The following is a 25,638-nucleotide window of genomic DNA, read 5'->3' as shown; positions in this document are numbered from 1 at the left end:
AAATGTTAGAAACAAAATTTATGATTTCACAGATATCTCTACTAAACCATTGCCATACGACCAAACAATAAAAAAGAGCCCAAAGGCCCTTTAATCTTTAAATGCTTATCCAGATATAACTGGTGATTTGATATTATGAATCTTTTTAGGCAACATTACATTCTTAACTGCTTTAGCAACTGGTAACAATGTATGACTCAGTACAAACTTCGTGGCTTTAAATGTTCCCTCAAAGATTGGCGGCAAGATAAATCCTACTGCAGATGCTGCTGTTAGAATCATTGGCCTTAACTGATGAACAGACAAAACTGCTGCTTGGATCGCTTGAGATTTGATCAACTCAGCAACAACAACTGGCGTATACGATGGCAAACCCGATACTGCAGCGGCACCAACAGTCATTCCATAAGAAATTACAATATGCGGTATAACGATCCATGCTACTACCAAAGCAAATGCACTACTAATAAACATACGTGTGGACATATTCATAATTCTAGCCTCTTTATTATTATGAGACCATTATAACACAAACAGCCATATAAATCAACACCTTACAAAAACACTCACATTGTTTAAGCGTATAGCACCATCGCATCAAGCCATACATCTAAGCATGGCCCTTAATCACACACGAGTTAAAACAGATAGCCATAAAAAAAGGGGGCAATGGCCCCCTTTCTAATCCATGGACTGGTAGATTACATCATACCCATGCCGCCCATGCCGCCCATGCCACCCATGCCACCAGCAGCATCATCACTGCCTTCAGATGGGATTTCAACAATCATACTGTCGGTTGTAATCAACATTCCAGCAATCGATGCAGCATTCTGTAGTGCAGAACGTGTCACTTTGGCAGGATCAATGATCCCCATCTCCATTAGATCACCGTATTCACTATTGGCTGCATTAAATCCGAAGTTGGCTTTTCCGTCCAAGACATTATTCAGAACTACAGAAGCATCATCCCCTGCATTGGTTACAATTTGTCTTAGAGGGGCAAACATGGCTTGCTTCACAATCTTAACGCCGATATCTTGGTCTTCATGACCACAGCTAAAATCAGCCAAAGCTTGTGCAGCTCTTACTAAGGCAACTCCGCCTCCAGGCACAACACCTTCTTCAACCGCTGCTTTTGTTGCATTTAAGGCATCTTCTACAATATCCTTATTGGCTTTCATCTCAGCTTCAGTCGCAGCGCCAACCTTTAGAACAGCAACACCACCAGACAACTTTGCCAAACGCTCTTGGAACTTTTCACGATCATAATCTGAACATGACTTGTCATCCATCTGAGCTTGAATATGTGCTGTACGTTCATCAATCGCTTTGCGATCTCCCGAGCCATCAACAATCGTTGTATCATCTTTTGTAATCACCGCACGCTTACAGCTACCCAAATGATCAACAGTAGTTGATTCAAGAGTCAAGCCAATCTCTTCTGAAATCACTTGTGCTCCTGTTAGAATCGCAATATCTTCTAACATGGATTTTCTTCGATCTCCGAAACCAGGTGCCTTAACCGCACAGACCTTTACAACCCCACGAATATTATTTAGAACCAAAGTGCTTAAAGCTTCGCCTTCAACATCTTCTGCTATAATCAATAACGGACGGCCAGATTTGGCAACACCTTCTAGCAATGGCACCATATCTCTAATGGTACTTAGCTTTTTATCTAATAACAGGATGTACGGGTTCTCAAATTCACACAACATGGCTTTGGCATCCGATACAAAATGGGGTGATACATACCCTCGGTCAAACTGCATACCTTTAACCACTTGCAGTTCTGTTTCAATTGCAGAGCCAGATTCAGCAGTAATGACACCATTGATACCCACTTGATCCATTGCCTTAGCAATAAAACCACCGATACTTTCATCGCCATTTGCAGACACTGTACCAACACGCTTGATTGTTTCACTGTCCTGGCACTGCGTTGCTAACGTCTCTAATGACTTCACCACTTCGACAATAGCAGCGTCCATTCCTCGTTTTAGCTCCCATCGATTCACCTCTGCTACCTGATACTTAGCTGCAGCTTGTAACATTGCATGAGTCAAAACAGTCGCTGTTGTGGTTCCATCTCCTGCATTGTCATTGGTTTTCATCGCAGCTTCACGCAATAACTTAATAATCACATCTTCATGATGATTATCTACAGTCACATTTTTTGCCACAGTCACGCCATCATTGGTCACTTTAGGCGCACCACCGACCCCAATAACAACACTTTTGCCATGAGGGCCCATGGTCGAGCCTACAAGCTTGCTTAAAGCTTCACTGGCACTAATCACTGTATTGCCAACCATTTGACCACTTAATATTTCTGATTTAGACATCTATTTTCTCCTATTCAATCACCGCAACTACGTCATCTTCACGCAGCACCAAAAACTTTTCACCTTCAGACTCAACCTCTGTTGCAGAATATTGATTAAACACAACTGTTTGACCAACCTTAAGGACCAGACTTATACTTTTACCATCAGCGACCTTACCAGGACCAACAGCGACAACTTCTGCCTCGACAACCTTTTCTTCCGTCTTTACAGGAATATATATCCCACCTTGGGTCTTCTCCTCTGCAGGATGAGCCTTTACAACCACCCTATCAGCCAATGGTTTAATTTTTACTGTCATCATTACCTCCTCATGTTATGTAAAAAATTATGACACTTTAATCATGATCCTATTTTAAGGCCATTGGGACTAAATTAAAGAGCCATGACTATTTTTTTTTGACGGCAGCAAAAATATTCATTAAAATTTAATGATGTTACCCGATATTTTTTTTCTAAAACACTTGCTGCAATGCGCTTCTGTCACACCCGACGATGCCGGGTGCATGGATGTCATTGCCCAATACCTACAAACAACCCCTATAAATTATCACCAAGGCGACACGAATAATAGCTATTTCGAGCTGGGAACTGGCGATACGCTCTTTTTATTTGTTGGCCACACCGATGTTGTGCCTCCTGGACCACTAGATTATTGGGACAATCATCCATTCTCATGCCAAGAAACCAACCCTATTATTGCACGGGGCATTGTAGATATGAAAGGTGCAATTTGGGCGTTTTGCCATGCCTTAAAAACAGTTCAGCATAAACTGAAAGGCCGCGTAGGCATTTTATTAACCAGCGATGAAGAAGGCGATGGACAAAATGGTATGCAATCTGTCATCCCCAAACTTCAACAACAAGGCTTTTTAGCTCAATGGGCACTTGTTGGAGAACCCACTTGCGTCAATAATATTGGGGATTACTATAAACATGAACGGAGAGGATCATATACATTTAACATTACGCTAAAAGGCCAACAAGGGCATACTGCTTATCCTGACCAAGCTTGGTCACCCAATACTGCTTTATCTCAGTTTCTGATAAGCCTGCAGCATTTACAAGAAACGCTGCCAGAGCATCATAATATTTCATTATTTTCAGTAAACACCAGCACCAGCACCTCCAATATCATCCCGCAAAGCATTTCTATTGGTCTAAACCTCCGATATTTTTCAAAAAACACCATCAAACAATGCATGACGGTATTTCAACAGCATCATGCAGCTATTCAAGAGAAACCTGGAGCCCTACCGTATCAAGCCAAGCCAATCCGTCTTAAAGAGGCTCTAGAACAAGCTGTCGCCTCTGTAACAGGGCTCACGCCCCAAGCATCGATTAAAGGTGGCACGAGTGATGCACGGTTTCTCAAACCCATTGCACAAGAAATTATTGAATTTGGCTTACGCTCAGAATACGCTCACAAGATTAATGAGCAAGCAACAGAGACTGAATTACACCAGCTGACAAATATCTACCAAGAACTCCTTCTCAATCTTCTATCGAAAACCTGACGAAATAACTGTCAAATACTAATAATGCATTATAACATACAAAATGAGGATACATTAATGGCAAATACAGAGACCCAGCTCATCATTAATAATGAAACCGATGATTTTGATCATCGAGATGTTCCATTGTCCCTAGCTTTTTCAGCAACTGAACAGAGCTTAGGGCGTTCTCTCAGTATTGAACTCAACTTTTTACCATTAGATGCTATGTTCCATCTAAACAATCAACTCAGGCAAAAGCCCACCGCAACAGATGTGATTTCATTACCTCATGAAACACACACCGGTGAAGTTTACATTTGCCCGGCTTTCATTTTCCAAGACCACCATTCAACTGATCGAATACTCCACTTATTTGTCCATGGCTTACTCCACATCTCAGGATACACCCATGATCACGATGAGGACTTCAAAGCCATGAGCCTCAAAGAGATCGATATTTTAAACCAGGCAGGAGTACCCAACCCTTATGCTTAAAAAACTGTTTCTTAAATTAATTACGATCATGCTGAACAGTCAGGAACAGCTCATGACATTAATTGCACATGCTGCCGAAAAGAAAATCATTAACCCCAATGAGCTGAAGCTCATTGAACACAGCCTATCCGCTCGAAACACCCCTATCGATCAAGTCATGTTGAACAAATCTCAAACCATCACCTTATCTCATCAATCTACCATTGAAGATGCATTAGGTATTTACAGCAAAACAAAACACTCTCGCTACCCGGTGATTGATGACAATCACAATATTTGTGGCATACTGCTGATCAAGGATCTAATACCTCTTGGTGACAACACTTCAACACCCATTATCAATATATTACGCACACCTCACTTTACGCCCTCCAGCCAATCTGTACTGTCTTTACTCAACCGCATGCAACAAACCTATCAACATATGAGCATTGTTCTGGATGAATATGGTCAGTTTCAAGGTGTGGTGACCATTGAAGACCTATTAGAACAAATTGTCGGTCAAATTGAAGATGAGTATGATGACCACCACCCTGAGTATATTATCAAGCTGGCTCATGGTGAATTCCTTGTTCAAGGCGCAACCCCCATAGAGCAGTATAACCGTTATTTCGAAGCCAAATTAGACACACAGTCATTTGATACTATCGCGGGCATTGTTTCTCATCACTTTGGCTATATCCCCAAGAAAGGTGAAACCATCACCATTCATGATATGGTGCTGACCATTCACAAAGCCAGCGCAACTGCCATAAAAGAACTACATGTCAATAAAGAGACCTCAAGCCCAGGGCAAGAATCAAATTAAGCCCTCGCTTAAAAACCATCCTCATTCCCCTTAGTAAAACTGTTTTCTTTCCTTGAAAATCATTTGCGATTATTCCCAATATTATCTATAGTGTTTATAAATCAGTAAGGTGCAGATAATGAGCAACGACTATAACCCCCATAACATCCAAAACCAAACCGCCGCGCAACTTTTTGCAAAGCCTAAGCTGAACGTTGCTAATAAAAAATACATTTTAGCAATGTTTCCTTATCCTAGTGGACAGTTTCATATGGGCCATGCTCGATGCTATACCTTGGCAGATACGATGAGCAAATACTATCGAACCAGAGGATTTAATGTGTTTTCCCCAATGGGATGGGATGCTTTTGGACTGCCTGCTGAAAATGCTGCCATCAAACACAACAAACACCCAAAGGATTGGACTGACGGCAACATAAAGCAAATGCGTGAACAATTTGACATGCTTGGACTACACTTTGATTGGGATCATGAACTCAAAACATGTGATCCAGAGTATTACCGCTGGCAACAATGGCTGTTCATCAAACTATATGAAAAAGGACTTGCTTACCGAAAAAATGCAACCGTTAATTGGGACCCTGTAGACCAAACTGTGCTTGCTAATGAACAAGTTATTGATGGTAAAGGCTGGCGTTCTGGTGCACCAGTTGAGCGAAAAGAAATCAATCAATGGTTTTTGAAAATTACGAACTATGCAGATGCGCTACTCGATGAGTGCGAACATTTAACCCACTGGCCTGAACAAGTTGTCACCATGCAAAAAAATTGGATTGGTAAGTCTAAAGGCGTTGATATCACCTTTTCCATTATTGGACTTGATGCAACGTGTCAAGTCTATACAACACGAGCCGACACCCTATTGGGTGCACAAGCATTGGTACTTGCCCCAACCCACCCCATATGCGAAGCAGTCAGCAAAACAAACCCTAAAATTGCACAAGCCCTCACCCAACTATCTCAAAGTGGCGTGAGTGAAGCTGAGATTGAAGCCGGTGAAAAACTTGGCGTCGCTATTGGTCTAACAGCCCTCTGCCCCATATCTAAACGTGAAATTCCTGTTTATGCTGGAAACTATGTCCTAATGGACTACGGCCATGGTGCTGTCATCATGGTCCCTGCACACTGCGACCGTGACTATGCATTTGCCAAACGCTACCAAATTCCTGTGATACCTGTTGTTGACAATGGCAAAGAGCATGACTATAGCCAGTCTGCAATGACTGAAACCGGCACTTTGATAAACTCAGCCCAGCTAACGGGCTTATCAAGCCAAGAAGCCATTGAAGAGATCGCAAAAACCTTAGCCGCCTCTCAACAAGGGCAAGCCAAGGACCAATACCGTTTAAGAGACTGGGGAATTTCACGTCAGCGCTATTGGGGCTGTCCTATACCAATCATTTATTGTGATAACTGCGGCATCGTCCCAGAAAGTGAAGCCAACCTTCCGGTAACGCTACCTACAAATATCACCTTCTCAGATTCAAGCAAAATGCTTGCAAATAATCCAGATTTTGTCAACACATCTTGCCCTAAATGCCATCAGCCTGCCAAACGTGAAACAGACACATTTGATACTTTCTTTGATTCCTCTTGGTACTATGCCAGATTCTTATCGCCTAAAGAATCCAACGACTTGATTGCGCCTAGTGTTACAGATGGCCTTCCTGTAGACTTATATATTGGCGGCATCGAACATGCCATCTTACACTTATTATATGCAAGGTTTATCCACCACTTTATGCATGACATTGGCATCACACCTGCAAAAGAGCCCTTTAAAGAACTTTTAACGCAAGGAATGGTGCTTAAAGATGGCAGCAAGATGTCCAAATCAAAGGGTAACCTGGTAACACCCTCAGAGTTACATAAGACCTATGGCGCAGATGCTCTAAGGCTATTTATCTTATTTGCAGCACCACCCTCTCAGTCATTAGAATGGTGTCATTCTGGCATTGAAGGCATGCACCGCTTCCTCAAAAAAGTATCTCTATACTTTTCAAACAAACAGCCGGTAAGCGAAGGCGTAACCCCAAAGCTTTGGTCAGATGCCCAGACAATTTTATCAAAAATAGAACATGACTATGAAAAGAGACAACTAAACACTACAGTTGCTGGCTGCATGAAGTTATTCAATATTATCCAGCAATCACCGGTACGAAACACCACCATTCAAAAAATAGAAGAAATCTTTTTTATCGCCCTATTCCCACTTGCTCCCCATACCAGCAGCTTTTACTGGGATGGAGAAAAACCTTTATCAGAAACAGCATGGCCTAAAATAGATCAAGAAGCACTACAACAGCAAACCAGGCCCATTGTTGTACAGGTTAATGGCAAGCGCCGCGGAGAACTCAACCTTAATAAAGAGTGTTCAGAGAGTGATATTATCCATTTGGCACAGGAAACACTATCAATTCAAAAGCATTTAGAAGGTAAAAGCATAAAACGGGTCATCCACATTCCAGGAAAGTTGATTAATATTGTGGTCTCTTGATAGAGACCACAACAGATGATGGAAAAACTTTAAAAAACTTCTTCTTCAAAGCTTTCAACATACTTGTTGAAATCTTCGACGCCATCTTCACGCAACACTTCTTCATCGACAAAGAATTCACCGGTCAAGCCCATTGCATTACGAACAATGAGGCTCCAGCATGCGTCACCCATTATTGCCGGATGACGGCACTGTTTTTGGGACTCATAAGTTCCTTGAATCACATTACAGGCATCTTTGCTATTGATATTTGTTTTTGGCCATAGTGCATTGACCAATATGTTACTTGATTTAAATTCTTCTGACAGACCCACAACCATCATACTTGCTAAATAACGGCTAGAGGTATAAGCCAGATGCGCACCAAGCCATTTAGGATCTAAATTCATAGGGGGTGCTATCATACAAATATGGGCAATTTCTGACTCCTGCAAATACTGGCGTGCAGATTTTGCAATTAAAAAGTTACTTCTGGCATTCACTTGATGCATCATATCGTATACATCAATAGACGTTTCTTCTGTATTCGTCAAAACAACAACACTTGCGTTAAGCACACAAATATCTAAGCCTCCCAATACTTCAGCAGCTTTTGAAACACCCAATTCAATATCATCTTTAGAACGTATATCTGCTTTAATGAGATGAACTTCTCCACCAAGCTGTGACAGTTCACTTTGAATCTTTTGACAATCTTCTCCTTTATCGTCTCGCACAATCATTGCCAACCTTGCGCCTTCCTGAGCAAACTTAGCAGCAATTGCCAAACCAATACCTCGCATTGCACCTGTCATCAAGACAGCTGGCTGGTACATATCTGCGTTCATAGCCTAATTCTCCTTGTCTATCTATTGAGACATAGTACAGATTTTACCATTATTGTTCAAGCACAAGTCACCAAAAAAACATAGACATTTGCTAAAAATGGAAATAAAATACATTTATATAATCACAGGAGCCAAACATGAATTTTCGTGTCCATACCGCCACCCAATCCTCACATTTAGAAACGAATAGTGTCCTTCGCAACACTTATGCTCTTCTTGGGTTAACGTTACTATTTAGTGCTATTGTTGCGTGGGGCTCAATGATTTTACGCCTACCTCACCCAGGCTTTCTTGGAATGATTTTAGGATTTTATGGTTTATACTTTTTAACCCAGCGCTACAGTCATAGTGCTATGGGTGTGTTAACAGCATTTTTATTTACCGGATTCTTAGGATACTCCCTTGGCCCAATTTTAGGTATGGTGTTACGTTCAACGACCAATGGCTATGCCATCCTAGGCATGTCTCTTGCCACAACTGGGGTTACTTTTTTAACATTATCTGCCTATGTATTAACGACCAGTCGTAACTTCAGCTACATGGGTGGCATGCTAATTATCGGCTCTGTAATTGCGATGCTCGCGGCAATCGCCTCATTCTTCTTCCCTTCTATTATGATGATGGTCATCACATCTGCGGTCTTTGCTTTAATTTCAGCTGGCTATATATTATTCCATACCAGCCAAATCATACATGGTGGCGAAACGAACTATATTATGGCAACCGTAGCTTTATTTGTCTCAATATATAACTTGTTTTTGAGCTTACTGAGAATATTTTTGATTTTCTCTGGCCAAAGAGATTAAAAGAGATCCACAGCGGCAATCCATGCCTGCCAACAATCCATAGCTCCTTATTGGCCTGTGAACCAACGCGAGTCCAAACGCGCTACTGCAAGCAGCTAAAGAAATACTAGCATACTTATAAATAAAATGTATCGTATTTCTCAAGCAACTGCATAAGTAACATAAAATCAACACCCCAGATACTGCGACAAAAGCATCAATTACCGATTGTATATAGTTTATCATTTCTGTAAAATGTGGGCACTGAAACTCGAACAGTATCCACTATCCATCAAAGGAGATGAACATGGCCATCATCGAAAAACAAAAACTTTTAGCGCTCTACGGATCAGAAGAGACAGCAAAAGAAATTATCTTAATGTTTGTTAAAAAATCAGGGCAGCTTATCAAAGAAATTGAGCACTCTCTTGACCTCAATGATCAAGATATGATTAACAAGATATGCCATAAAGGCATTGGCCAGTCTCGATATATTGCAGCACCGGAACTTGAAAAAACACTACAATCGATACAAACAGAAGCATCCTCTCGCCAAGACCACCTTGAGCATTTAAAAACCATTATTCAGGAAATTGAAGATGCCTACGCATAAACCATTCACTGAGGATCCTGACACCTGGTGGGACAAGGAAGGTCCTTTTTGGACCCTTCATGCCATCAATCCCCTAAGAACTCAGTTTATATTGAACCATATCAAAAAAGGCAGAGGACTTGATGTAGGCTGTGGTGGCGGCATATTAACAGAGGCCTTAGCACATCACTTCGATATGACTGGAATCGACACCGATGAAAACCTGATTGATATTGCAAAACATCACAACCAAGTTATTGACTATCAGCATATCTACCTTGAAGAGTTTGTCAAAAGTCCTCCAGAATTATTTGACCTAATTACCTGCCTAGAGGTCCTGGAGCACGTTGACAACCCAGCAGCCATGATTAAAAGCATTGCTAACATTACAGCACCAAATGGCTATGTCTTTTTTTCGACACTTAATCGAAACCCAATATCCTTTTTAGGCGCAATTGTCGCCGCTGAATACATCTTACAGATCCTTCCGAAACATACCCATGAGTACCGAGCATTCATCAAGCCAAGCGAACTGATCCATGCAGCCTCTAACGAAGGACTCAAGCTTGTCGATATCAAAGGAATTGCATACAACCCCCTCTTTAAAAGCTTCTCAATGTGTCACAACACCTGGATAAACTATATTGTTTGCTTTAAGAAAACACCACCTTAAGCCGAGCACATAAGCTTGCGAACAAATGTGCACTATAGTAATAATCAACCCCTGGCTGAACCAATCTGACTTGAGCACACCGCCCTGTTTCCAACAAAGCCAGCACTTCTTCTTTAACCCTTTCTAGCTGACAATCCCCTGCTTCTGAGCCCAAGACAATCATAACGCCAGGAACGGGGTTTTCCAACCAAGCCTCTACTGAAGACACATCTGTCAATAGTGGTAACATTTTAACATTACTCACCACGGACATCTTAAATACCTTTCCAGGAGACCTGTTAAGAAACCATAACCCTGACACAGGCCTTTGCTGTCGAGCTTCACGAGCTATATTGGCTGGATGAGAATACAATGCCATTTCAATCTCTTGAGCAGCAACATGAGGCAACTGACTTGCAATAGACACCACATCCTCAGAAAAAACATGACGCCAGTCACTTTTCAAAGACCAAAACTGACCAGATTGGCTAATATTATAATCAAAATCTACCAATAGCTGGCTGATTTCTTCATAATGACTAGACGATAGATCCCCTAAAACCTCCACCACATTATTATGACCACGCCTTTGATAATATACCGGCAAAACAATCATATTTGCTTTAGGTTCATGACTCTTGGTTAAAATAACATCTGCCAAACCCTCTGCCTCTGCCAACAAGCCAGCCGAAGCCAGTAGCGCCATGTTAGAGTAACACGCTGTTTTCTTTAGCGAAACCTCAGGCCAGGACAACCTAATATCAAACAAAGGATTCATATCTGTCAATTGAACAATCGTAATCTGCTTAAACATCGGCTACCATATCCATAATATTACTTAGCCATCTTATCATGAAAACCAACCATACCCAACTGCCAGACGCACCAATGATTGACCACGTAGATCAATCTATTATCGTAAACCAAAATACCTATACATGCCCTATTTTGATCACCAAAACTTGGCTGGTAACAGAACTTGATGCGTTGACACCCGATACATGGATTAACCACCCCATGCGCTTACCGGTCCAGCAAATTTTATCTTGGCCAGAAATAACACCAAACCCTAGCCTTCTTGATCTCTACTGGCAGAAAAATATTCAAATAGAACTTTTAAAAATAGCAGCAGCATGCCAGATGACAAAATTATCTATTGCAGAAAACCGTGACTACCAACTGGTGATCTTTCCCCTAGCCTTCTAGGTAAGATAGCACTTTTTCTAAAAGTGGCGTATCAATGTCCGCATATCCAGCATAGTATCGATCCAATCGTTGGCTTGCTGCATCAAGATTACCCTTCTGAGCATAGTGCAATGCGATACCCAGCTCATGGTTGGCTAGAGCAAACCGTGTATCAGCTAGCATTTCACGCAATGGCTCCAGATACTGACTTCGTGGATATAGTGTTGCAAAAGTCTCAAATTGCTGCACTGCTTTCTCAATCTCTCCATGATTTCTATAAACCTGCTTCATTTTAAACAACTCTGCCATCCAATGCTTGCTTTTTGTTACATACAGTTTAATCTCGTAAAACGATAAGTCCTCGTGGTAGGTTTTTTTTAACAAAACACTATTTCTTAACTGTTCTATATAGGTTGCTGCTAACTTAAACCGTCGACTGTCAATATACGCAGACACCAGTTTTAAGCGCACGGCATCGATACGTTCATCAAGCGGAAAGTGCGCAACAAAAAACTCAGCTGAATCCCTTACCTCTTTGTAGTCAGCTCGCTGCTCTTTACGTTCTATCTGCGAATAAATTTCATCAGCTGAGTAAGCCTCATAATCAAAAGCGGCCACAACGTTTCCTAACAACATGACTACTGCAATCACAAAAATATGTTTTTTCATCATACTTTACCTCCTTTTTTCCAATTATTTGTGCCTTCTAAACACATTCATAATATAAAGTCTCCACGGCACCACCATATCAACTTTTATTACCATGCCCAAGCTTTTTATACAAAAATCATACCCTAAACAAAAAAGGCACTGAAAAATAACACAAAAGGTGAAAAAAGTCAACCTATCCTAAACTTTTAACCCCATAGAAGCGCATTGATAAACAATTGATCTTCTCTTAAAAAAAAACTATGATAAGGTTATGAATATATGTAATCTATCAATTCCCGAAGCACATGACAAAAAAAGGTTAGATGCCGCGCTTGCAGCACTTTGCCAAGACATCTCACGTGCCAACATTCAAAAACTCATTGCAAACGGCAAGGTAACGATTAATGGTGAAACTCAAACCAGCAAAAAAGTCTTGGTAAATGCTCATGACGACATAACTCTGACATTAGAACAAGAAACCATTACTCATGACAAACCTCAAAACATTCCTCTTGATATTATCTATGACGATGCTGATCTCTTTGTTATTAACAAACCTGCTGGTCTTGTTGTCCACCCCGGTGCTGGCGTACCAGACCAAACTTTGCTAAATGCCATTTTAGCCTACTACCCTGGCAATGAAGCATTACCTCAGGCCGGCCTCATTCACCGACTGGACAAAGATACAACCGGCCTACTACTGATTGCAAAAAACGCTGAGAGCTACTATCATTTGAACCAAGCCATGGCAGAACGCCATATCAAAAGAGAGTATTTGGCCCTGGTCAAAGGTGTTGTGCATCGAGGGGGCACCATCAATGAGCCTCTAGCCCGACACCCTAAAAACCGACAAAAATTCGCCATTAATGCACATGGGAAAACGGCTATCACGCACTACAAAGTTCATGAACGATTTGAAGCTCATACGCTATTAAAAGTTCAACTTGAAACGGGAAGAACCCATCAAATTCGTGTCCATATGTGCCATATCAAACACCCTGTTGTTGGTGACTTAACCTACCATCGCGGGCAATATTTAAAACACCAGTCACTGAGCACAGAGACGCTAAATCTTCTCTATAATTTCAAGCGACAAGCGTTGCATGCTGGATTCCTTTCATTTCAACATCCCTCAGAAGACAAAATCGTTCAACTGGAATGCCCAATCCCTGAAGACTTCTCAGCACTTCTGGGGGCCCTTAGATCTTAACCCTAAAGCCCAATCTAACCCGTGCATCTGATATTTTAAGATCTGGGTCGAGTGTCATTGTCGCGGTATCTAAAGCATACGAGTACATGGAGTCATAATAGACCTTTACTTCAGCAATATAATCCAAATAATCACTCATACCTTTTGTATAACCTGCCCCATAAAAACAAGGCTTCACATTCAACTCAAATGCATGTCCCTCTGTTTCAACATGCTGTGTAAAACTACCCACCTGATATCCCAACATCATATACACATCGTTGTCTGTTAGGCGCAAACCTGGCTTTAACATCACTTCTAAAGGCGCCAGATCATTTGCCGAAATCTTTTCAGGATTCACATAAGACTCAACCGTTGTTGTTTTCCCTTCAAGCATCACTGGCATAACCACAATATCTCTAAACGAGATCATATACCCTACAGAAATATCCAACGGTGAGGCTTCTTCCTGCGTATATTTAACATCGTAACCTGACAACTTGCTCAGCGTATCATTGACTTGAAAGGAATAACTCCCCTGAACAAGAAACTCTGCACAACAGACACTTGCTAACATCGCTAATATAATCTTCTTTTTACTCATTTCGGCTCTCATAGAACATGTTCTCATATATTACACCGTCAAAAACAGCATGTAAAGTTCCCGTGTTAACCATTTTTAAGATCACGATTGACAAGCTTAAGTAATATCCTTTAGAATAACTCATAAGTACCAAGGAGGATACTTTATGTTTTTTCTCAGAGTGTTTTTTACTTTCCTATCATTGGCTTCACTAGCCAGTTCTGATAATACTCCTCATGACTTCATGGAGTCAGTTGTGGGTGTCTATGTTGAGTATTATGACCACAACACCGGGCAAAACAAGGCTTTTGGCTCAGGCGTCATCGTATCCGAAGATGGCTATATTGTCACCAATCATCATGTTATCCAACAAGCCATGCAGATTGTTGTACAGACCCACGAAGGGCAAAGAGCAGTTGCAAGAGTCATAGGTGCAGCACCCGAGTTTGATATCAGTGTCCTAAAAATAGAGCCATTGCCCAACCAACCCTTTAAGCCCATATCAATTGGTGAATCACACCACTTGCATGCAGGTGACTCTGTGACAGCAATTGGAAATGCATTTGGTTTTGACCAAACACTGACCCATGGTGTTGTCAGTCACATTGATCGGCAAGTGAGCTTGAGCTCAAGAGTTAAAAGTTATATCCAAGTTGATGCTGCCGTTAACCCTGGAAACTCTGGTGGCGCATTGGTAAACAAAAATGGTGAGTTAGTAGGAATTGTCAGTGGTATTTTTGGTCCTAAATTCAATATCGGTATCGCATTTGCTATCCCAGCAGACATCGCAACTCCCGTAATCAAACAATTAATTAACAAAGGTCATGTAAATCCTGGCTGGATTGGTATGGCCACCCAGTCACTAACCCCTGAAATAAAAGATGCGTTAGACATTTCTAATCATGATGGTGTACTTGTGAGCGAAGTATACCCCGGCTCACCTGCAGAACGGGCTAATTTAGAAGCTAAAGACGTTATCTTAGCGGTGAATGATATTAACATTCTATCGCCACAGCACTTTGCAAGCTTGATCACAGCCCAGGGAAATCAGACCCTGCTATCCATGAGCTATTTACGGGGACATAAAGTTTTTACCACAAGAATTAAAACAGACTCGCCCCATCAAAGGCCCAATAATTCTCTAGGCACTTGGGGACTTAATTTAATGGAGTACCAACATATGCAACTGGATGGAAAAGTTGACCAAGGTATTGAAGTTCACCAAGTATCATATCCTTCAAGCGCCGCTCTCAGCGGAATACAAACTGGAGATGTTATTAAATCAGTTGACAACATCCCAATTCGAAGCTTTAATGACATCAAACAGAATGCATTTCAACCAAATAAAACCCATTTAATTGAAATACAACGACAGCAACAAATATTTTTCGTACCAATAAGATGATGAAACCGACCAAATACCACCAGTTCGCTTGGTGCTTGTATGACTGGGCGCACAGTGTGTGGCCTGTTCTAATTATAACCTTTATTTTTTCCAATTACTTTGTCAATTCGGTTGCCAGCAACCCTGTGGAAGGCAATATCTATTGGGCCAATACATTGACTATTTCTGGTATTATTATTGCCATTTTAGCCCCTATCACTGGCGTTATATCTGACACGCTAAAAAACAGCCTCTCTTGGTTTCGTTTTTTCACAGCCATCAATATCATTTGTGCATACTTATTGTGGTTCGTTCAGCCCAGTCCTGACTATATGATTTTAGCCATGACACTCTGCATTACAGGCTCTATTGGCTTTGAGGTCTCAAGCGCTTTTTACAATAGCTATTTGGTACAAGTTACCACACCGAAAGACCTCAGTAAAATATCAGGATTTGCATGGGGGCTTGGCTATATTGCGGGGATTTTTTGCCTAGGACTCTGTTTGGTTGCCATTGTACTACCAGACCAACCATTATTTGGCTTGATAACAAAGAGCAATGCCGCTCATATTAGAATGATTGGTCCTATCGTTGGAACATGGTATTTGGCGTTTTCACTGCCCATACTATTTATTTCATCAGAAAAATCATCCCTCCAGCTACCCCCGCTTAGAAGTATTGTACACCAAGCATTTGGCCAGGTTAGACAATCTATTAAAAAGACTGAGTCCACACCCTATATTTACTACTTCCTTGTTTACCGTATGATCTACACCGATGGTATCAATACCTTATTTAGCTTTGCTGGCATCTATGCCGCTAGCACCTTCAATATGGGATTTGAAGATATCATCTACTTTGGCATTGCTTGCAACCTGACAGCAGGCTTAGGCTGCTTTTTAGCCAGCTATAGCGACAGCGTTTTTGGAGAAAAGAAGACCATTATGGGAAGTTTGGCCATTTTGTCTGTGACCATATACTTTCTTTTGACAACCAATGATCTATCTACATTTTGGTCATTGGCGCTGATAGCCACCACATTTGTTGGACCATTACAAACGTCAAGCCGCTCTCTTATGGCCAAAATGTGTCCTTTAGACTCTCAGGCTGAATTTTTTGGTTTATATGCTTTGTCTGGTCGGATCACAGCCTTCTTAGGCCCCCTGGCTCTTGGGTTTGTTACAAGCTACACTGGCTCTCAAACCTTAGGCATGAGCACGATAATCGTATTCCTAATCATCGGGCTCATTGGCCTTGCCTATGTCAATATTCCTGAAGAGGTTATCCTACCAAAAGAGCCGCGTTGATACGTTCTAATACCTGATCTTTTGTCATCAAGGCACCGATAACCTTTAGCTCCATACCAGACTGGATACCAATTAGTGCTACTCTAATGGGTGCAAATAATCGCTTGCCCTTAACACCCATTTGTTCACCCGTTGCCTTCATGGCTGATAAAAACGCCTCTTCACTATAATTTGATTCATTGGATAAAATTCCCTGAAATGTTGTGACAACGTCTCTACCCTCACCCAATAGTAATTCTTTATCTCGAATCTCATGCTGCTCAAAGAACGCTAAGGTGTCATTCACTTCAAGGAGAGTATGAAATTGATGCCCTATCAGTGTCCAAAACTGCTCAAACCAGACTGTATCATTCAACAAAGGCGACGATGAAATATCTTGCAGTGCCTGAGCCACCTCTTCAGAACGGTATTGGTTTAAGTGGTAATGGTTCAACCAGTTTAGTTTGTCTCGGTCAAACATGGCAGGAGATTTGTTCACACGGTCTAACGTAAAAGAACTGATCATCTCATCAAGCGTGAACTTCTCCTCACCATCAGAATGAGACCAACCCAATAGCGCAACATAATTTAAAATCGCCTGAGGCAAATACCCTGATGACACAAAATCTTTTACCGACACCGCATCATCTCGCTTCGATAACTTCTTACGGTTCGCCCCCAAAATCATCGATAAATGACCAAATTGCGGGATATCCCAACCAAAAGCATCATAGATCATCAATTGCCTTAAGGTATTAGACAAATGCTCTTCTCCTCTCAATACATGTGAAATTGCCATTAAATGGTCGTCAACTGCACAACAAAAGTTATACACTGGCTGCTTGTTTGACCGAATCAATACAAAATCACCAACCATATCTCCAGCCAGCTCAGTCGTTCCATGAACAAGGTCGTCAAATTGAAACACCCGATCATCCCAATTATTCTTAAAGCGAATGACACATGACTCACCTGCATCAATCTTTGCTTGAGCCTCTTCTAAAGACGTATCTCTATAAGGACTTTTCAGCTGACGGTTTTCATGGGAGTGAAGTGCATCTAACTCAGCATCGGTTAAAAAACAATAAAAGGCTTTCCCTTCTTTTACCAAGGTCTCTGCATGCTGTTGATAGATATCCTGACGTTTACTTTGATAATACGGACCATAATCACCAGGGTTATTAGGGCCCTCATCTGCCTCAATCCCTAACCATGCCAAATCTGCCAACTGATTGTTCTCAGCACCTTGCTGGTTTCTTTCTAAATCTGTGTCTTCAACCCGAATGACAAAGGCTCCGCCATTCTTTTTTGCTAATAAGAAATTATATAATGCGGTGCGCACACCCCCTAAATGTAGTGATCCTGTTGGTGATGGTGCAAATCTAACCCTCATCGACATCGGTACTCTCCTGTAAAATATATCTCTGATCATAATAAAAATTTTCAACTAATGCAATCTTCCAACTAGCAAAGAAGACCGGTTTAACTTAGAATAATGTTATACATAAATAGGTTAACAGTGATGTTTCCAGACTATACCCGCACCCGTCATACGCTCTTATTAGCAAGCATCTTTTTAACGTCAATATGGTTTCCCCAATACCAAATCATAGCATTCACTCTATACACCCTGAATCAGCTCTATCAGTCTTACTACCAAATAAGCCCCCCGCCGCTTTTAAAAATATCTAATGCACAGTCAGAATTTTGGAAGAAAATTTTCAACAGCTCCACGCCGCAACAGACAGCATCCAACACGGTATCATTCTCAGGCATGGGCCGAACAACAAGAGACAGTCTTTCATCAAAAATCACCACACATCTCAATACATTGATTTTAAAATATCGACACTGGATTCCCCTATACCGTCAAAAAATTAAGGGCTGTCATCATATTCGATTAGGCTGGGAACCATTTGGGTTTAGTGCGGCATTTTCCAAACATTATCTATCACTAAGCATAAAGGCTCTATTACATTCTCGAATCACATTAAGCTACCCAATGGTCGCTGCATGTGTCTCTATTTTGGTCCTGATATTATTCACAAATCCCCTAACCAGCTTTATGACCACATATGCATTACTTTTATCGTATGACTCACCGCATAAAAAGGCAGACTTCCACTTAATGGACCCACTCTCCAATCCCCCTTCACCATATTACAGGTCACTGCACTATCTTCCACAACTGTTAATATGCCGTCTAATGCTCCCCTCAGGTTTTAAATTTTTACCCGATAGTATCATATTGGCAACCTCCCTTTGCATGATGGACTCCTGCCCAAAGGCCCCAAACCAAAAAGAGCAACCTACTGCTCATAGTCGATTATTACACCAATAACAAGGTTAACTTAATTCATTAAAATCTAGGTCTTTTTGCTAAGGAACCCTTTTCCTTAGCACAGTAATTATTTGACTGAGGCGACACTGGAGCTTGCTTTTCAATGATACCTTCTAGCCTTATAGATTCCGGAGAAAGTGCGTTAGTATCAACCCTAAATACGCTGCGATCATCTAAACCAGAAGGCCCTGGCTCACATAATATCCCTATATTCATCAGCACATTCGACCGGTCAGAATCTCCTAGCAGCCCAAATCCAGCATGGCCTCTTAATAGTAAAAGAATCAAGAATGCTTCATTTTTAGCTGCATTAATCCCAAGATCACTAAGTCCTCCAAGATATAGATTTGCTAAACCATAGTGAGATCTGAACATCCGATGTATCATTTAACTGTCGGGCTACTCTTCTAGGTACATCTAGGTTTCTTTGCTGGGTTACCATACTCCTTATCACTAGAAGAAGCCTGACGATTAGACCCCAGAGACACAAGACTGAGTGCTGCTTTTTGAACACTTATTCTCTGAATCTTAGCCTCTACTCTCTGAATGTTGGCATTAGCTACTTGACTATTTTTAGAATCTTCAGCAACTCTTCTATAAGAGTCCAACGCTCTTTCTAATGCATCCTCCAAACCAAATTTATAAATTTCATACAATACTCCCATATTTATAAGCACTGAGGACTTAATATCATCTGTCAAATCTTCAAACCTAGTATGCCTAGTAGCATCTTGAAAGTTCTTAAGCGCTATTTTTTTAGACTCAATTGTATTAGCGCTATAAGCCTGTAAGGTAGCTATCATAGAGATAGTTAGGGCTTGAAATACCGCTTTGATATCCCCAAACCCGTTATGAGCTCTTACTTGCTTAAAATCACGAAGCGCTCGCTGCTTAGATTCAGTGGGGTTTAGAGAACTATAGCCGTCATACTGTAGCTGTGCTATATAAAAAATAGCAACAGCTTGCCTCAGATTACTTAGCTTCAAAAAACCACCATGCATTCTTGCTTGTTGAAAGTAGATGAATGCTTCTTTTTCCCCTTCAGCCGTACCTCGTTCTTTTAGTAGGCATGCAATACTATAAAGAGTATGCGCTTGAATGACATCCGCCAACCTCTCAAATGCGCCGTGTACTCTTACTTCTTTATAATGACGCAGCGCTTCTTCTTTAGCTTCCTTAGGGCAAAGATGACTGAATCCGTCATACTGTAGCTGTGCTATCCAATAAATAGTGCTGGCCTGATCTACAGGCCATACCCCATGAAAACCATTATGCGCCTGAGCTAACTGAAAATTTTTGAGTGCTTCTCTTTTAGCGCCACCAAGATCAAGATCGCTATATCCTACCAACTGGAGCATGGCTATATTATAAAGAGTGAAAGCCTGATCTACAGCCTGTAAGGCCCCAAAGCCATCATGCTTTCTGACTGTCTGAAAATTTGTATATGCCTCTTGTTTCGCCTCATGAATATCAAGATCACTGAACCCTTCATTCTGCAGCCGTGCGATACGATAAATACTCTCAGCCTGAGCTACAGCTTTCCTCTCCTTAAATCCATCATGCTCTCTAGCTTTTTGAAAATTTTTCAGCGCTTCTTTTGGGGCAATATCAGCAGTAAGATTGCTATAACCTATATACTGAAGATATGCTAACTTAACAATAGCAGAAACCTGATTAAGAAGCGTCAACGTATTGAAATCATCATGGTTAATCATCATACTAAGAGGTCTATAATATTGATCATAATGACCTGCATTTTGATAGGCATACACCATCTCTTGTAATAACGCTATGCTGGGTTCACTCTTTATAAACTTATCCTTGAGAAAACCTGCCCACTCTTTTTTATACTCAAATGTCGCTCTAAATAGCTCCCCAAACTGAGTCATATTATTGGAACCAACAAGATCATCAAACCATAGTATGATCTGATTATCCGTTATGCCATTTAACTGTGCAGCTACTGCTGCATTTATACTATCAATTTTTTTCATTTATTTGTCACCTAATTGATGCCACAAATATAACTCTAACACACTAAAAGTAAATACTTTTATCTACAAATCATTGCCAAACAATGGTGCTTGTATGTATTCAGAACAGTATTGTTTCCTCAAAACAATAATTATAGTGTTTTTTTCTATGTATGGTTCTAATTATGTGTTAATAAATTCACTCGTGACACAATATCAATAGCTTCTTGTTGCATCAAATGCTGATCAGGAATCATCACAACAGGCTCTTGCTCATGGGATAGCCGGCTAACGTTACTTATCTCGCCGGGATGGACTGCTTCTTGGTGCTCTAATGTCAGCACTTTGTATTCATAAAGAACCGATTTAATCAAATGAGTCAAACGAGAGGGCTTAAGAAAAAAACGCCTTATTCCAGAGCTTGCTGCGTTATCAATCTCTTCTACTACCTTAAGAATACTACACAATAAAACAAAGTCACTTTGACAACTCTCACACAACTGAAGAATTTTACTCATTTGACTGTGCCTCCAAGGCTTGACTGTGCTGACTGTAGCCCGGTATGCCACCAAAGCATCTTGCACCATAGTCACCAAAAGGTCTTTAGAATACGTCATAGACTGTTATCTCCTGATAAATATTGATGATGAAACGTAGGTGTATCTGCTAACTGCTTCATATCCTGCATACCAATACGCCAAGCAATATGTGGACATTTGGAAAACTGTCCTGATACATCTGAAACACGTTTTCTATCCCAACGCTGATACCATATATATTTTGCAAGAACTGCCATATACGCTTGCAGCTGGTATTTCACTTGAATAGGCAAGCACTCATGGCTATCCAACCAAAATAATAGCTTTTTATGAAATGACTCTAGATTATAGACTGGGGTGCGCATCACACAATCCAGTGACTGCCATATCACCCAAGCGCTTTTAAGTGCTTGAAACGTCAAACCCGTACTTATCTGAAACGATAAATCCGCCAATTGTTTGCAGTTTTCTCGCATCGACTGACGATTATGACTACGCTGAAAACTCATCACAAAACCCGGATAATCTTTTATAGGTACCTTTGCCAGCACAATAGGCTCATGAGAATTTAAAAATATTGAACCTGGCACATATTGCCAGCTCATTATTTTTTTATGTACCCATGTCTCATGTGTTTCATTACTATAGCGTTTTGCTATGACTTGAAACTGATACCAAAAACCAAAAGATTTTGAGATGGTTTTCTCAAAAAGTGCTGCCAATGTTGATCCATCTATTGGTTCACTATTTAATAGACGATGAATAATATGAGCATATAAGTACCCTTGCCTACCACCACTTAAGATCATTCTCTCATCAAAGATCAAATATCTTGAACACCACAGTTCATATTCTTCTGGTGACAATATATCTGATGTTAGGCCTTTATAAACAACCAAACATTCTGGCGCATACATCTCCCAACCAACTTTTAAGGCGTCTACCTCCTCGGCCGAAAACACAAACTGAAACAGCTCAGGATAAAACCCCTCTTGCAATAACATATCCCCAATTTGCACACAGCATTTGTCTATATTGAAGCGCTCCTTTAGCTTGAGATTTAGAGCGATAATGTCTTGATTCAACTGATCAATAGCTTTCAATAATAAGGATCTAAGACCGAATTGCCAAAACCAGGTTTGAGATTGCAATGATTGTAAATACGCAATAAGATCTCGATGGAGGCGGATATATCGTAACCATAACTCTGGGGTATTCTCAAGTGGCATTGTTAAAAGCATATAATAAGCATAATAGTAACATAGAAACTGATGGTTTCTTGACCATGCTTGTAAGAGGTGAGCACCAAAAAAAAACCGATTATAAAAACAATCTGCTGTGTAACGATAGGATGCCGGAATCAGCGTTAACCATAGCCTACTGGTCGTAAACTCTATGTAGTTACTCAAAAACCCTTTAAAACCCAGATCAATGCCGGCAAACCACAAAATATCATTACAGGGTCTCTCAGAGAACGTCATGCTCTGATACATATATACCCAGCAAAGTTGCTGATATAGATTTTGAGATACATCAATAATTGGCTCAAAACAGTCTACATTATCCAGATAATTCAATAATAACCTTTGTAACAATTGTAGATCTATTCCATTTTCCCATGTTGCCATTTTCATAGCACTTAGCTTATGCCAGACTGTCTTTGATACTACGGTTAAATCAACTGCAGTCATTCGATCTCCCATCCAAATAATCGCTACCATAAAAAAATATACATCCAAATCCAATACCGTATGGCGTCTCAACCTGAATTGCTTTTTACTTTATCTGGCCATATGTTATAATTATGATACGGAAAGGATGACCATAATGATGAAACAGGTATGTATTACAGGAGCCAATAGAGGCATTGGTTTGGCTTTAACCAGGTATTTAGCAGATAATAACCATATTTTTTGCTTATGCCGAAAAAGAGCAGATGATTTGGTAGCCATTCCCAATACAACCATCATTGAGGACATTGATATCAATCACCACTCAAATCGTTTGGCTGCAATTAAGCAACTACCAAACTTAGATCTTGTTATCTTAAATGCTGGTATTCTGCAGAAAGATTCCAATGAAATCATAGAACACGAACAAACACTGCAGCAGCAATTACAAACAAATGCTATAAGCCCACTTATATTTGCGAGAATGCTTATACCACACTTAAAGCCGAATGCTAAAATTGTTCTAATGACAAGTCGAATGGGCTCAATGAGTGATAATTCCTCAGGGCAATTAGATGGTTATAGAATGAGCAAAGCCGCTTTAAATGCTGCAGGATGCAACTTGGCTCATGACCTGAAAGAACAAGGTATTGGAGTCTTTCTAATACACCCGGGCTATATTAAAACAGAAATGACCAATAACCAAGGATATCTCTCACCTGAGGAAGCTGCTCAAAACATCTGTAAACTTATTTCAACATTAACCTTAGAAAATACAGGGCAGTTTTGGCATGCTGAAGGCCATAAACTACCTTGGTAACTGGAGATACTCATGCACAAACTCAATAAAATCGGGGTTGGATTTTCATTAGCAGCTACCTGGGGCCTTACAACGCTTCTGATTGGTTTATTTTCCCACTTTTTAGGCATTGAAAGCTCATATGTTGAAGCACTTGACGCCCTCTACCCTGGGACAGGAACAGGTCCAAGAGGGGTCTTGATACTCTTTATATTTTCAGTGCTTCATGGCTTCATATCAGGATATATGATCGGACTTTTTTACAATACTTTTTGCCGTCATAACCTATAAGAAAATAATTAAAAGCCCTGTATCTTGTGCTACCGTTTAAAAGATAGTATATTTTTTTAGATATGTCACACTTTAGGAAGAAAGCATGGATGCGCAAACTAGTGTAAAGCCCCTTGAGCAGCACTATCGTATATCACTGAAAACGATTTATTCCCCACACTATACAAATCAAGATCTTGAAGAACTACCCTGCACCATATATACCAGCTTTGCAAACCCCTACTTTTTTGGAAACCGACTGTACTCATTCCTTAAATATCTAGAAAATTCTAAGAAAAAATTGGTTATAGTAACTCCTGGTTATCTATACCGTTATGCTTATATGGCGTCAAAACATATAAACCATGAAGAGGGCTTAAAAATGGCCATGGACAAACAATATACCTACATCAATGAAGAACTAAACCCCACACTGGTAAGTCTTCCTAACCTAAACCCACGTATTATTGACTGGGAGCAATATTATAAGGCCCCAGCTTTTCAACATATATTACAAGACTTCAAATCTGCATATGCTAAAAATGGCCCCTTTGCCCACGTGATGAGAGAGTTTGTATGTTCTTTTTTAAAACTCCACCACCAGGTTGACAAGGAAACATTTTATGAAAGTGACGCATTTAAAATGTCTATTGAATTTGTTTTGGAAGAATGCGCATGCTTTACCTACGCGACAGTCCAAGGGCATCCTATGATTCTCTATCCTGGGCGTGTATTTTTAGACTTTGATCATTTAACGAAGCTGGAAGATTGCCCTAAGCAACTTGCCTATGTAGCATATGCTAGCGTTATCTATAAGCGTAAAAGCAAAAAGAAAAGGAAGTAAGCTATGAGCTTTTCTTGACACACACAAGCTTTCCCCCCTCCTTAGTAGCAACCACCATACATCCATACTATGTATGAATAAGTGTTACATCATAACCAAAAATACCATTATCTATATCAACTTAGACTATACAGCAACATGTAGCACTTTAGAAATCTCAGTTAAACTACTAATTGTTGCAAATGATAATATTGAATATATCGCTAAAGAAAACACCTTATAAACATAGGCTCATTGATTCTTAGGATCCTGGATGTTTTTATTATACTCACAAATTTTATAGTATGAAGCTGGAATAATAAATAGAGCAGCAACACCTGCTCAAAGGAAAAATTTATTTGTTAGCGCAGGAGCAACAATAGCAATATGAAGGGCAATTAATGGGTGAAGAATAATATCTATGATGAATAATAAATGACTT

The 25,638-nt window shown here is 40.5% G+C and carries 26 protein-coding genes; 14 read left to right on the top strand and 12 right to left on the bottom strand.

What is annotated here, in order from left to right; all coding sequences use genetic code 11:
- Positions 1-105: 105 nt before the first annotated feature.
- From MKS91_RS04655 to MKS91_RS04645, 3 genes are all read right to left on the bottom strand, one after another.
- Positions 106-492, bottom strand: a complete 387-nt coding sequence (locus tag MKS91_RS04655; RefSeq protein ID WP_258569679.1) for a hypothetical protein — start codon at positions 490-492, stop codon at positions 106-108.
- A 209-nt stretch (positions 493-701) separates the two neighbouring features.
- Positions 702-2,348, bottom strand: coding sequence for a chaperonin GroEL (groL, locus tag MKS91_RS04650; protein ID WP_258569678.1), 1,647 nt, complete (start codon positions 2,346-2,348; stop codon positions 702-704).
- A 10-nt stretch (positions 2,349-2,358) separates the two neighbouring features.
- The gene (locus MKS91_RS04645; RefSeq protein ID WP_258569677.1) at positions 2,359-2,652 is read right to left on the bottom strand and encodes a co-chaperone GroES; all 294 of its coding nucleotides are present in this window, start codon (positions 2,650-2,652) and stop codon (positions 2,359-2,361) included.
- 127 nt (positions 2,653-2,779) lie between these two features.
- On the opposite strand from MKS91_RS04645, the gene dapE reads away from it, so the two are divergent.
- The 4 genes from dapE (at position 2,780) to leuS (ending at position 7,647) form a co-directional block, all read left to right on the top strand.
- On the top strand, positions 2,780-3,865 hold the full coding sequence (gene dapE / locus MKS91_RS04640) for a succinyl-diaminopimelate desuccinylase (RefSeq protein ID WP_258569676.1): 1,086 nt from the start codon (positions 2,780-2,782) through the stop codon (positions 3,863-3,865).
- A 57-nt stretch (positions 3,866-3,922) separates the two neighbouring features.
- Positions 3,923-4,342 carry an rRNA maturation RNase YbeY gene (ybeY, locus tag MKS91_RS04635; RefSeq protein ID WP_258569675.1) on the top strand — a complete coding sequence of 140 codons (420 nt, stop codon included), beginning with the start codon at positions 3,923-3,925 and terminating at the stop codon, positions 4,340-4,342.
- Positions 4,343-4,394: 52 nt separating this feature from the next.
- A complete protein-coding gene (locus tag MKS91_RS04630) occupies positions 4,395-5,150 on the top strand; it encodes a transporter associated domain-containing protein (RefSeq protein ID WP_258569674.1) in 756 nt (251 codons plus the stop codon).
- Positions 5,151-5,268: 118 nt separating this feature from the next.
- On the top strand, positions 5,269-7,647 hold the full coding sequence (gene leuS, locus MKS91_RS04625; protein ID WP_258569673.1) for a leucine--tRNA ligase: 2,379 nt from the start codon (positions 5,269-5,271) through the stop codon (positions 7,645-7,647).
- A gap of 29 nt (positions 7,648-7,676) precedes the next feature.
- Here leuS and MKS91_RS04620 read toward each other — a convergent pair whose 3' ends face one another.
- On the bottom strand, positions 7,677-8,474 hold the full coding sequence (locus tag MKS91_RS04620) for an SDR family NAD(P)-dependent oxidoreductase (protein ID WP_258569672.1): 798 nt from the start codon (positions 8,472-8,474) through the stop codon (positions 7,677-7,679).
- Positions 8,475-8,611: 137 nt separating this feature from the next.
- On the opposite strand from MKS91_RS04620, the gene MKS91_RS04615 reads away from it, so the two are divergent.
- The 3 genes from MKS91_RS04615 to ubiG all read left to right on the top strand — a co-directional run bounded on the left by MKS91_RS04615 (position 8,612) and on the right by ubiG (position 10,524).
- Positions 8,612-9,280 (top strand): Bax inhibitor-1/YccA family protein, encoded by a 669-nt coding sequence (locus tag MKS91_RS04615; RefSeq protein WP_258569671.1) that lies wholly within the window; start codon positions 8,612-8,614, stop codon positions 9,278-9,280.
- Positions 9,281-9,566: 286 nt separating this feature from the next.
- On the top strand, positions 9,567-9,872 hold the full coding sequence (locus MKS91_RS04610) for an Hpt domain-containing protein (RefSeq protein WP_258569670.1): 306 nt from the start codon (positions 9,567-9,569) through the stop codon (positions 9,870-9,872).
- Positions 9,859-10,524: a bifunctional 2-polyprenyl-6-hydroxyphenol methylase/3-demethylubiquinol 3-O-methyltransferase UbiG gene (gene ubiG / locus MKS91_RS04605; protein WP_258569669.1), complete on the top strand. Its 666-nt coding sequence runs from the start codon at positions 9,859-9,861 to the stop codon at positions 10,522-10,524. The genes MKS91_RS04610 and ubiG overlap by 14 nt, the downstream gene beginning before the upstream one ends.
- On the opposite strand, the gene MKS91_RS04600 is transcribed toward ubiG, so the two are convergent.
- On the bottom strand, positions 10,505-11,317 hold the full coding sequence (locus MKS91_RS04600; protein ID WP_258569668.1) for a hypothetical protein: 813 nt from the start codon (positions 11,315-11,317) through the stop codon (positions 10,505-10,507). The two genes, ubiG and MKS91_RS04600, sit on opposite strands and share 20 nt — an antisense overlap.
- Positions 11,318-11,355: 38 nt before the next feature.
- Between MKS91_RS04600 and MKS91_RS04595 the strand changes: the two genes are divergently transcribed.
- Positions 11,356-11,709: a hypothetical protein gene (locus MKS91_RS04595; RefSeq protein ID WP_258569667.1), complete on the top strand. Its 354-nt coding sequence runs from the start codon at positions 11,356-11,358 to the stop codon at positions 11,707-11,709.
- Here the strand turns inward: MKS91_RS04595 and bamD are convergent.
- Complete coding sequence (gene bamD / locus MKS91_RS04590; protein ID WP_258569666.1) at positions 11,698-12,360, bottom strand: outer membrane protein assembly factor BamD; 663 nt, start codon at positions 12,358-12,360, stop codon at positions 11,698-11,700. The genes MKS91_RS04595 and bamD overlap by 12 nt on opposite strands.
- A gap of 250 nt (positions 12,361-12,610) precedes the next feature.
- On the opposite strand from bamD, the gene MKS91_RS04585 reads away from it, so the two are divergent.
- On the top strand, positions 12,611-13,549 hold the full coding sequence (locus MKS91_RS04585) for an RluA family pseudouridine synthase (RefSeq protein ID WP_258569665.1): 939 nt from the start codon (positions 12,611-12,613) through the stop codon (positions 13,547-13,549).
- On the opposite strand, the gene MKS91_RS04580 is transcribed toward MKS91_RS04585, so the two are convergent.
- On the bottom strand, positions 13,539-14,132 hold the full coding sequence (locus tag MKS91_RS04580; RefSeq protein WP_258569664.1) for a hypothetical protein: 594 nt from the start codon (positions 14,130-14,132) through the stop codon (positions 13,539-13,541). The genes MKS91_RS04585 and MKS91_RS04580 overlap by 11 nt on opposite strands.
- Positions 14,133-14,277: 145 nt before the next feature.
- On the opposite strand from MKS91_RS04580, the gene MKS91_RS04575 reads away from it, so the two are divergent.
- Positions 14,278-15,516 carry a trypsin-like peptidase domain-containing protein gene (locus MKS91_RS04575; protein ID WP_258569663.1) on the top strand — a complete coding sequence of 413 codons (1,239 nt, stop codon included), beginning with the start codon at positions 14,278-14,280 and terminating at the stop codon, positions 15,514-15,516.
- Positions 15,513-16,802, top strand: a complete 1,290-nt coding sequence (locus MKS91_RS04570) for an MFS transporter (protein ID WP_258569662.1) — start codon at positions 15,513-15,515, stop codon at positions 16,800-16,802. The genes MKS91_RS04575 and MKS91_RS04570 overlap by 4 nt, the downstream gene beginning before the upstream one ends.
- Here MKS91_RS04570 and gltX read toward each other — a convergent pair.
- On the bottom strand, positions 16,777-18,180 hold the full coding sequence (gene gltX / locus MKS91_RS04565; RefSeq protein ID WP_258569661.1) for a glutamate--tRNA ligase: 1,404 nt from the start codon (positions 18,178-18,180) through the stop codon (positions 16,777-16,779). The two genes, MKS91_RS04570 and gltX, sit on opposite strands and share 26 nt — an antisense overlap.
- A 96-nt stretch (positions 18,181-18,276) precedes the next feature.
- Between gltX and MKS91_RS04560 the strand changes: the two genes are divergently transcribed.
- Positions 18,277-19,122 carry a hypothetical protein gene (locus MKS91_RS04560; RefSeq protein WP_258569660.1) on the top strand — a complete coding sequence of 282 codons (846 nt, stop codon included), beginning with the start codon at positions 18,277-18,279 and terminating at the stop codon, positions 19,120-19,122.
- Between the two features lie 18 nt (positions 19,123-19,140).
- On the opposite strand, the gene MKS91_RS04555 is transcribed toward MKS91_RS04560, so the two are convergent.
- From MKS91_RS04555 to MKS91_RS04540, 4 genes are all read right to left on the bottom strand, one after another.
- Positions 19,141-19,497 carry a hypothetical protein gene (locus tag MKS91_RS04555; RefSeq protein ID WP_258569659.1) on the bottom strand — a complete coding sequence of 119 codons (357 nt, stop codon included), beginning with the start codon at positions 19,495-19,497 and terminating at the stop codon, positions 19,141-19,143.
- Between the two features lie 32 nt (positions 19,498-19,529).
- A complete protein-coding gene (locus MKS91_RS04550; protein ID WP_258569658.1) occupies positions 19,530-21,116 on the bottom strand; it encodes a hypothetical protein in 1,587 nt (528 codons plus the stop codon).
- A gap of 158 nt (positions 21,117-21,274) precedes the next feature.
- Positions 21,275-21,712 (bottom strand): hypothetical protein, encoded by a 438-nt coding sequence (locus MKS91_RS04545; protein ID WP_258569657.1) that lies wholly within the window; start codon positions 21,710-21,712, stop codon positions 21,275-21,277.
- Entirely contained in the window at positions 21,709-23,325 is a 1,617-nt protein-coding gene (locus tag MKS91_RS04540; protein WP_258569656.1) for a hypothetical protein, read from the bottom strand. The genes MKS91_RS04545 and MKS91_RS04540 overlap by 4 nt, the downstream gene beginning before the upstream one ends.
- A gap of 136 nt (positions 23,326-23,461) precedes the next feature.
- Between MKS91_RS04540 and MKS91_RS04535 the strand changes: the two genes are divergently transcribed.
- Entirely contained in the window at positions 23,462-24,124 is a 663-nt protein-coding gene (locus MKS91_RS04535; protein WP_258569655.1) for an SDR family oxidoreductase, read from the top strand.
- Positions 24,125-24,479: 355 nt separating this feature from the next.
- Positions 24,480-25,217 carry a hypothetical protein gene (locus MKS91_RS04530; RefSeq protein WP_258569654.1) on the top strand — a complete coding sequence of 246 codons (738 nt, stop codon included), beginning with the start codon at positions 24,480-24,482 and terminating at the stop codon, positions 25,215-25,217.
- Positions 25,218-25,638: the final 421 nt, after the last annotated feature.

The organism is Candidatus Synchoanobacter obligatus (assembly GCF_024259865.1).
Classification (GTDB): domain Bacteria; phylum Pseudomonadota; class Gammaproteobacteria; order Comchoanobacterales; family Comchoanobacteraceae; genus Synchoanobacter; species Synchoanobacter obligatus.
The sequence above is the reverse complement of the archived record's forward strand: the minus strand, read 5'-3'. Positions and strand labels throughout refer to the sequence as shown.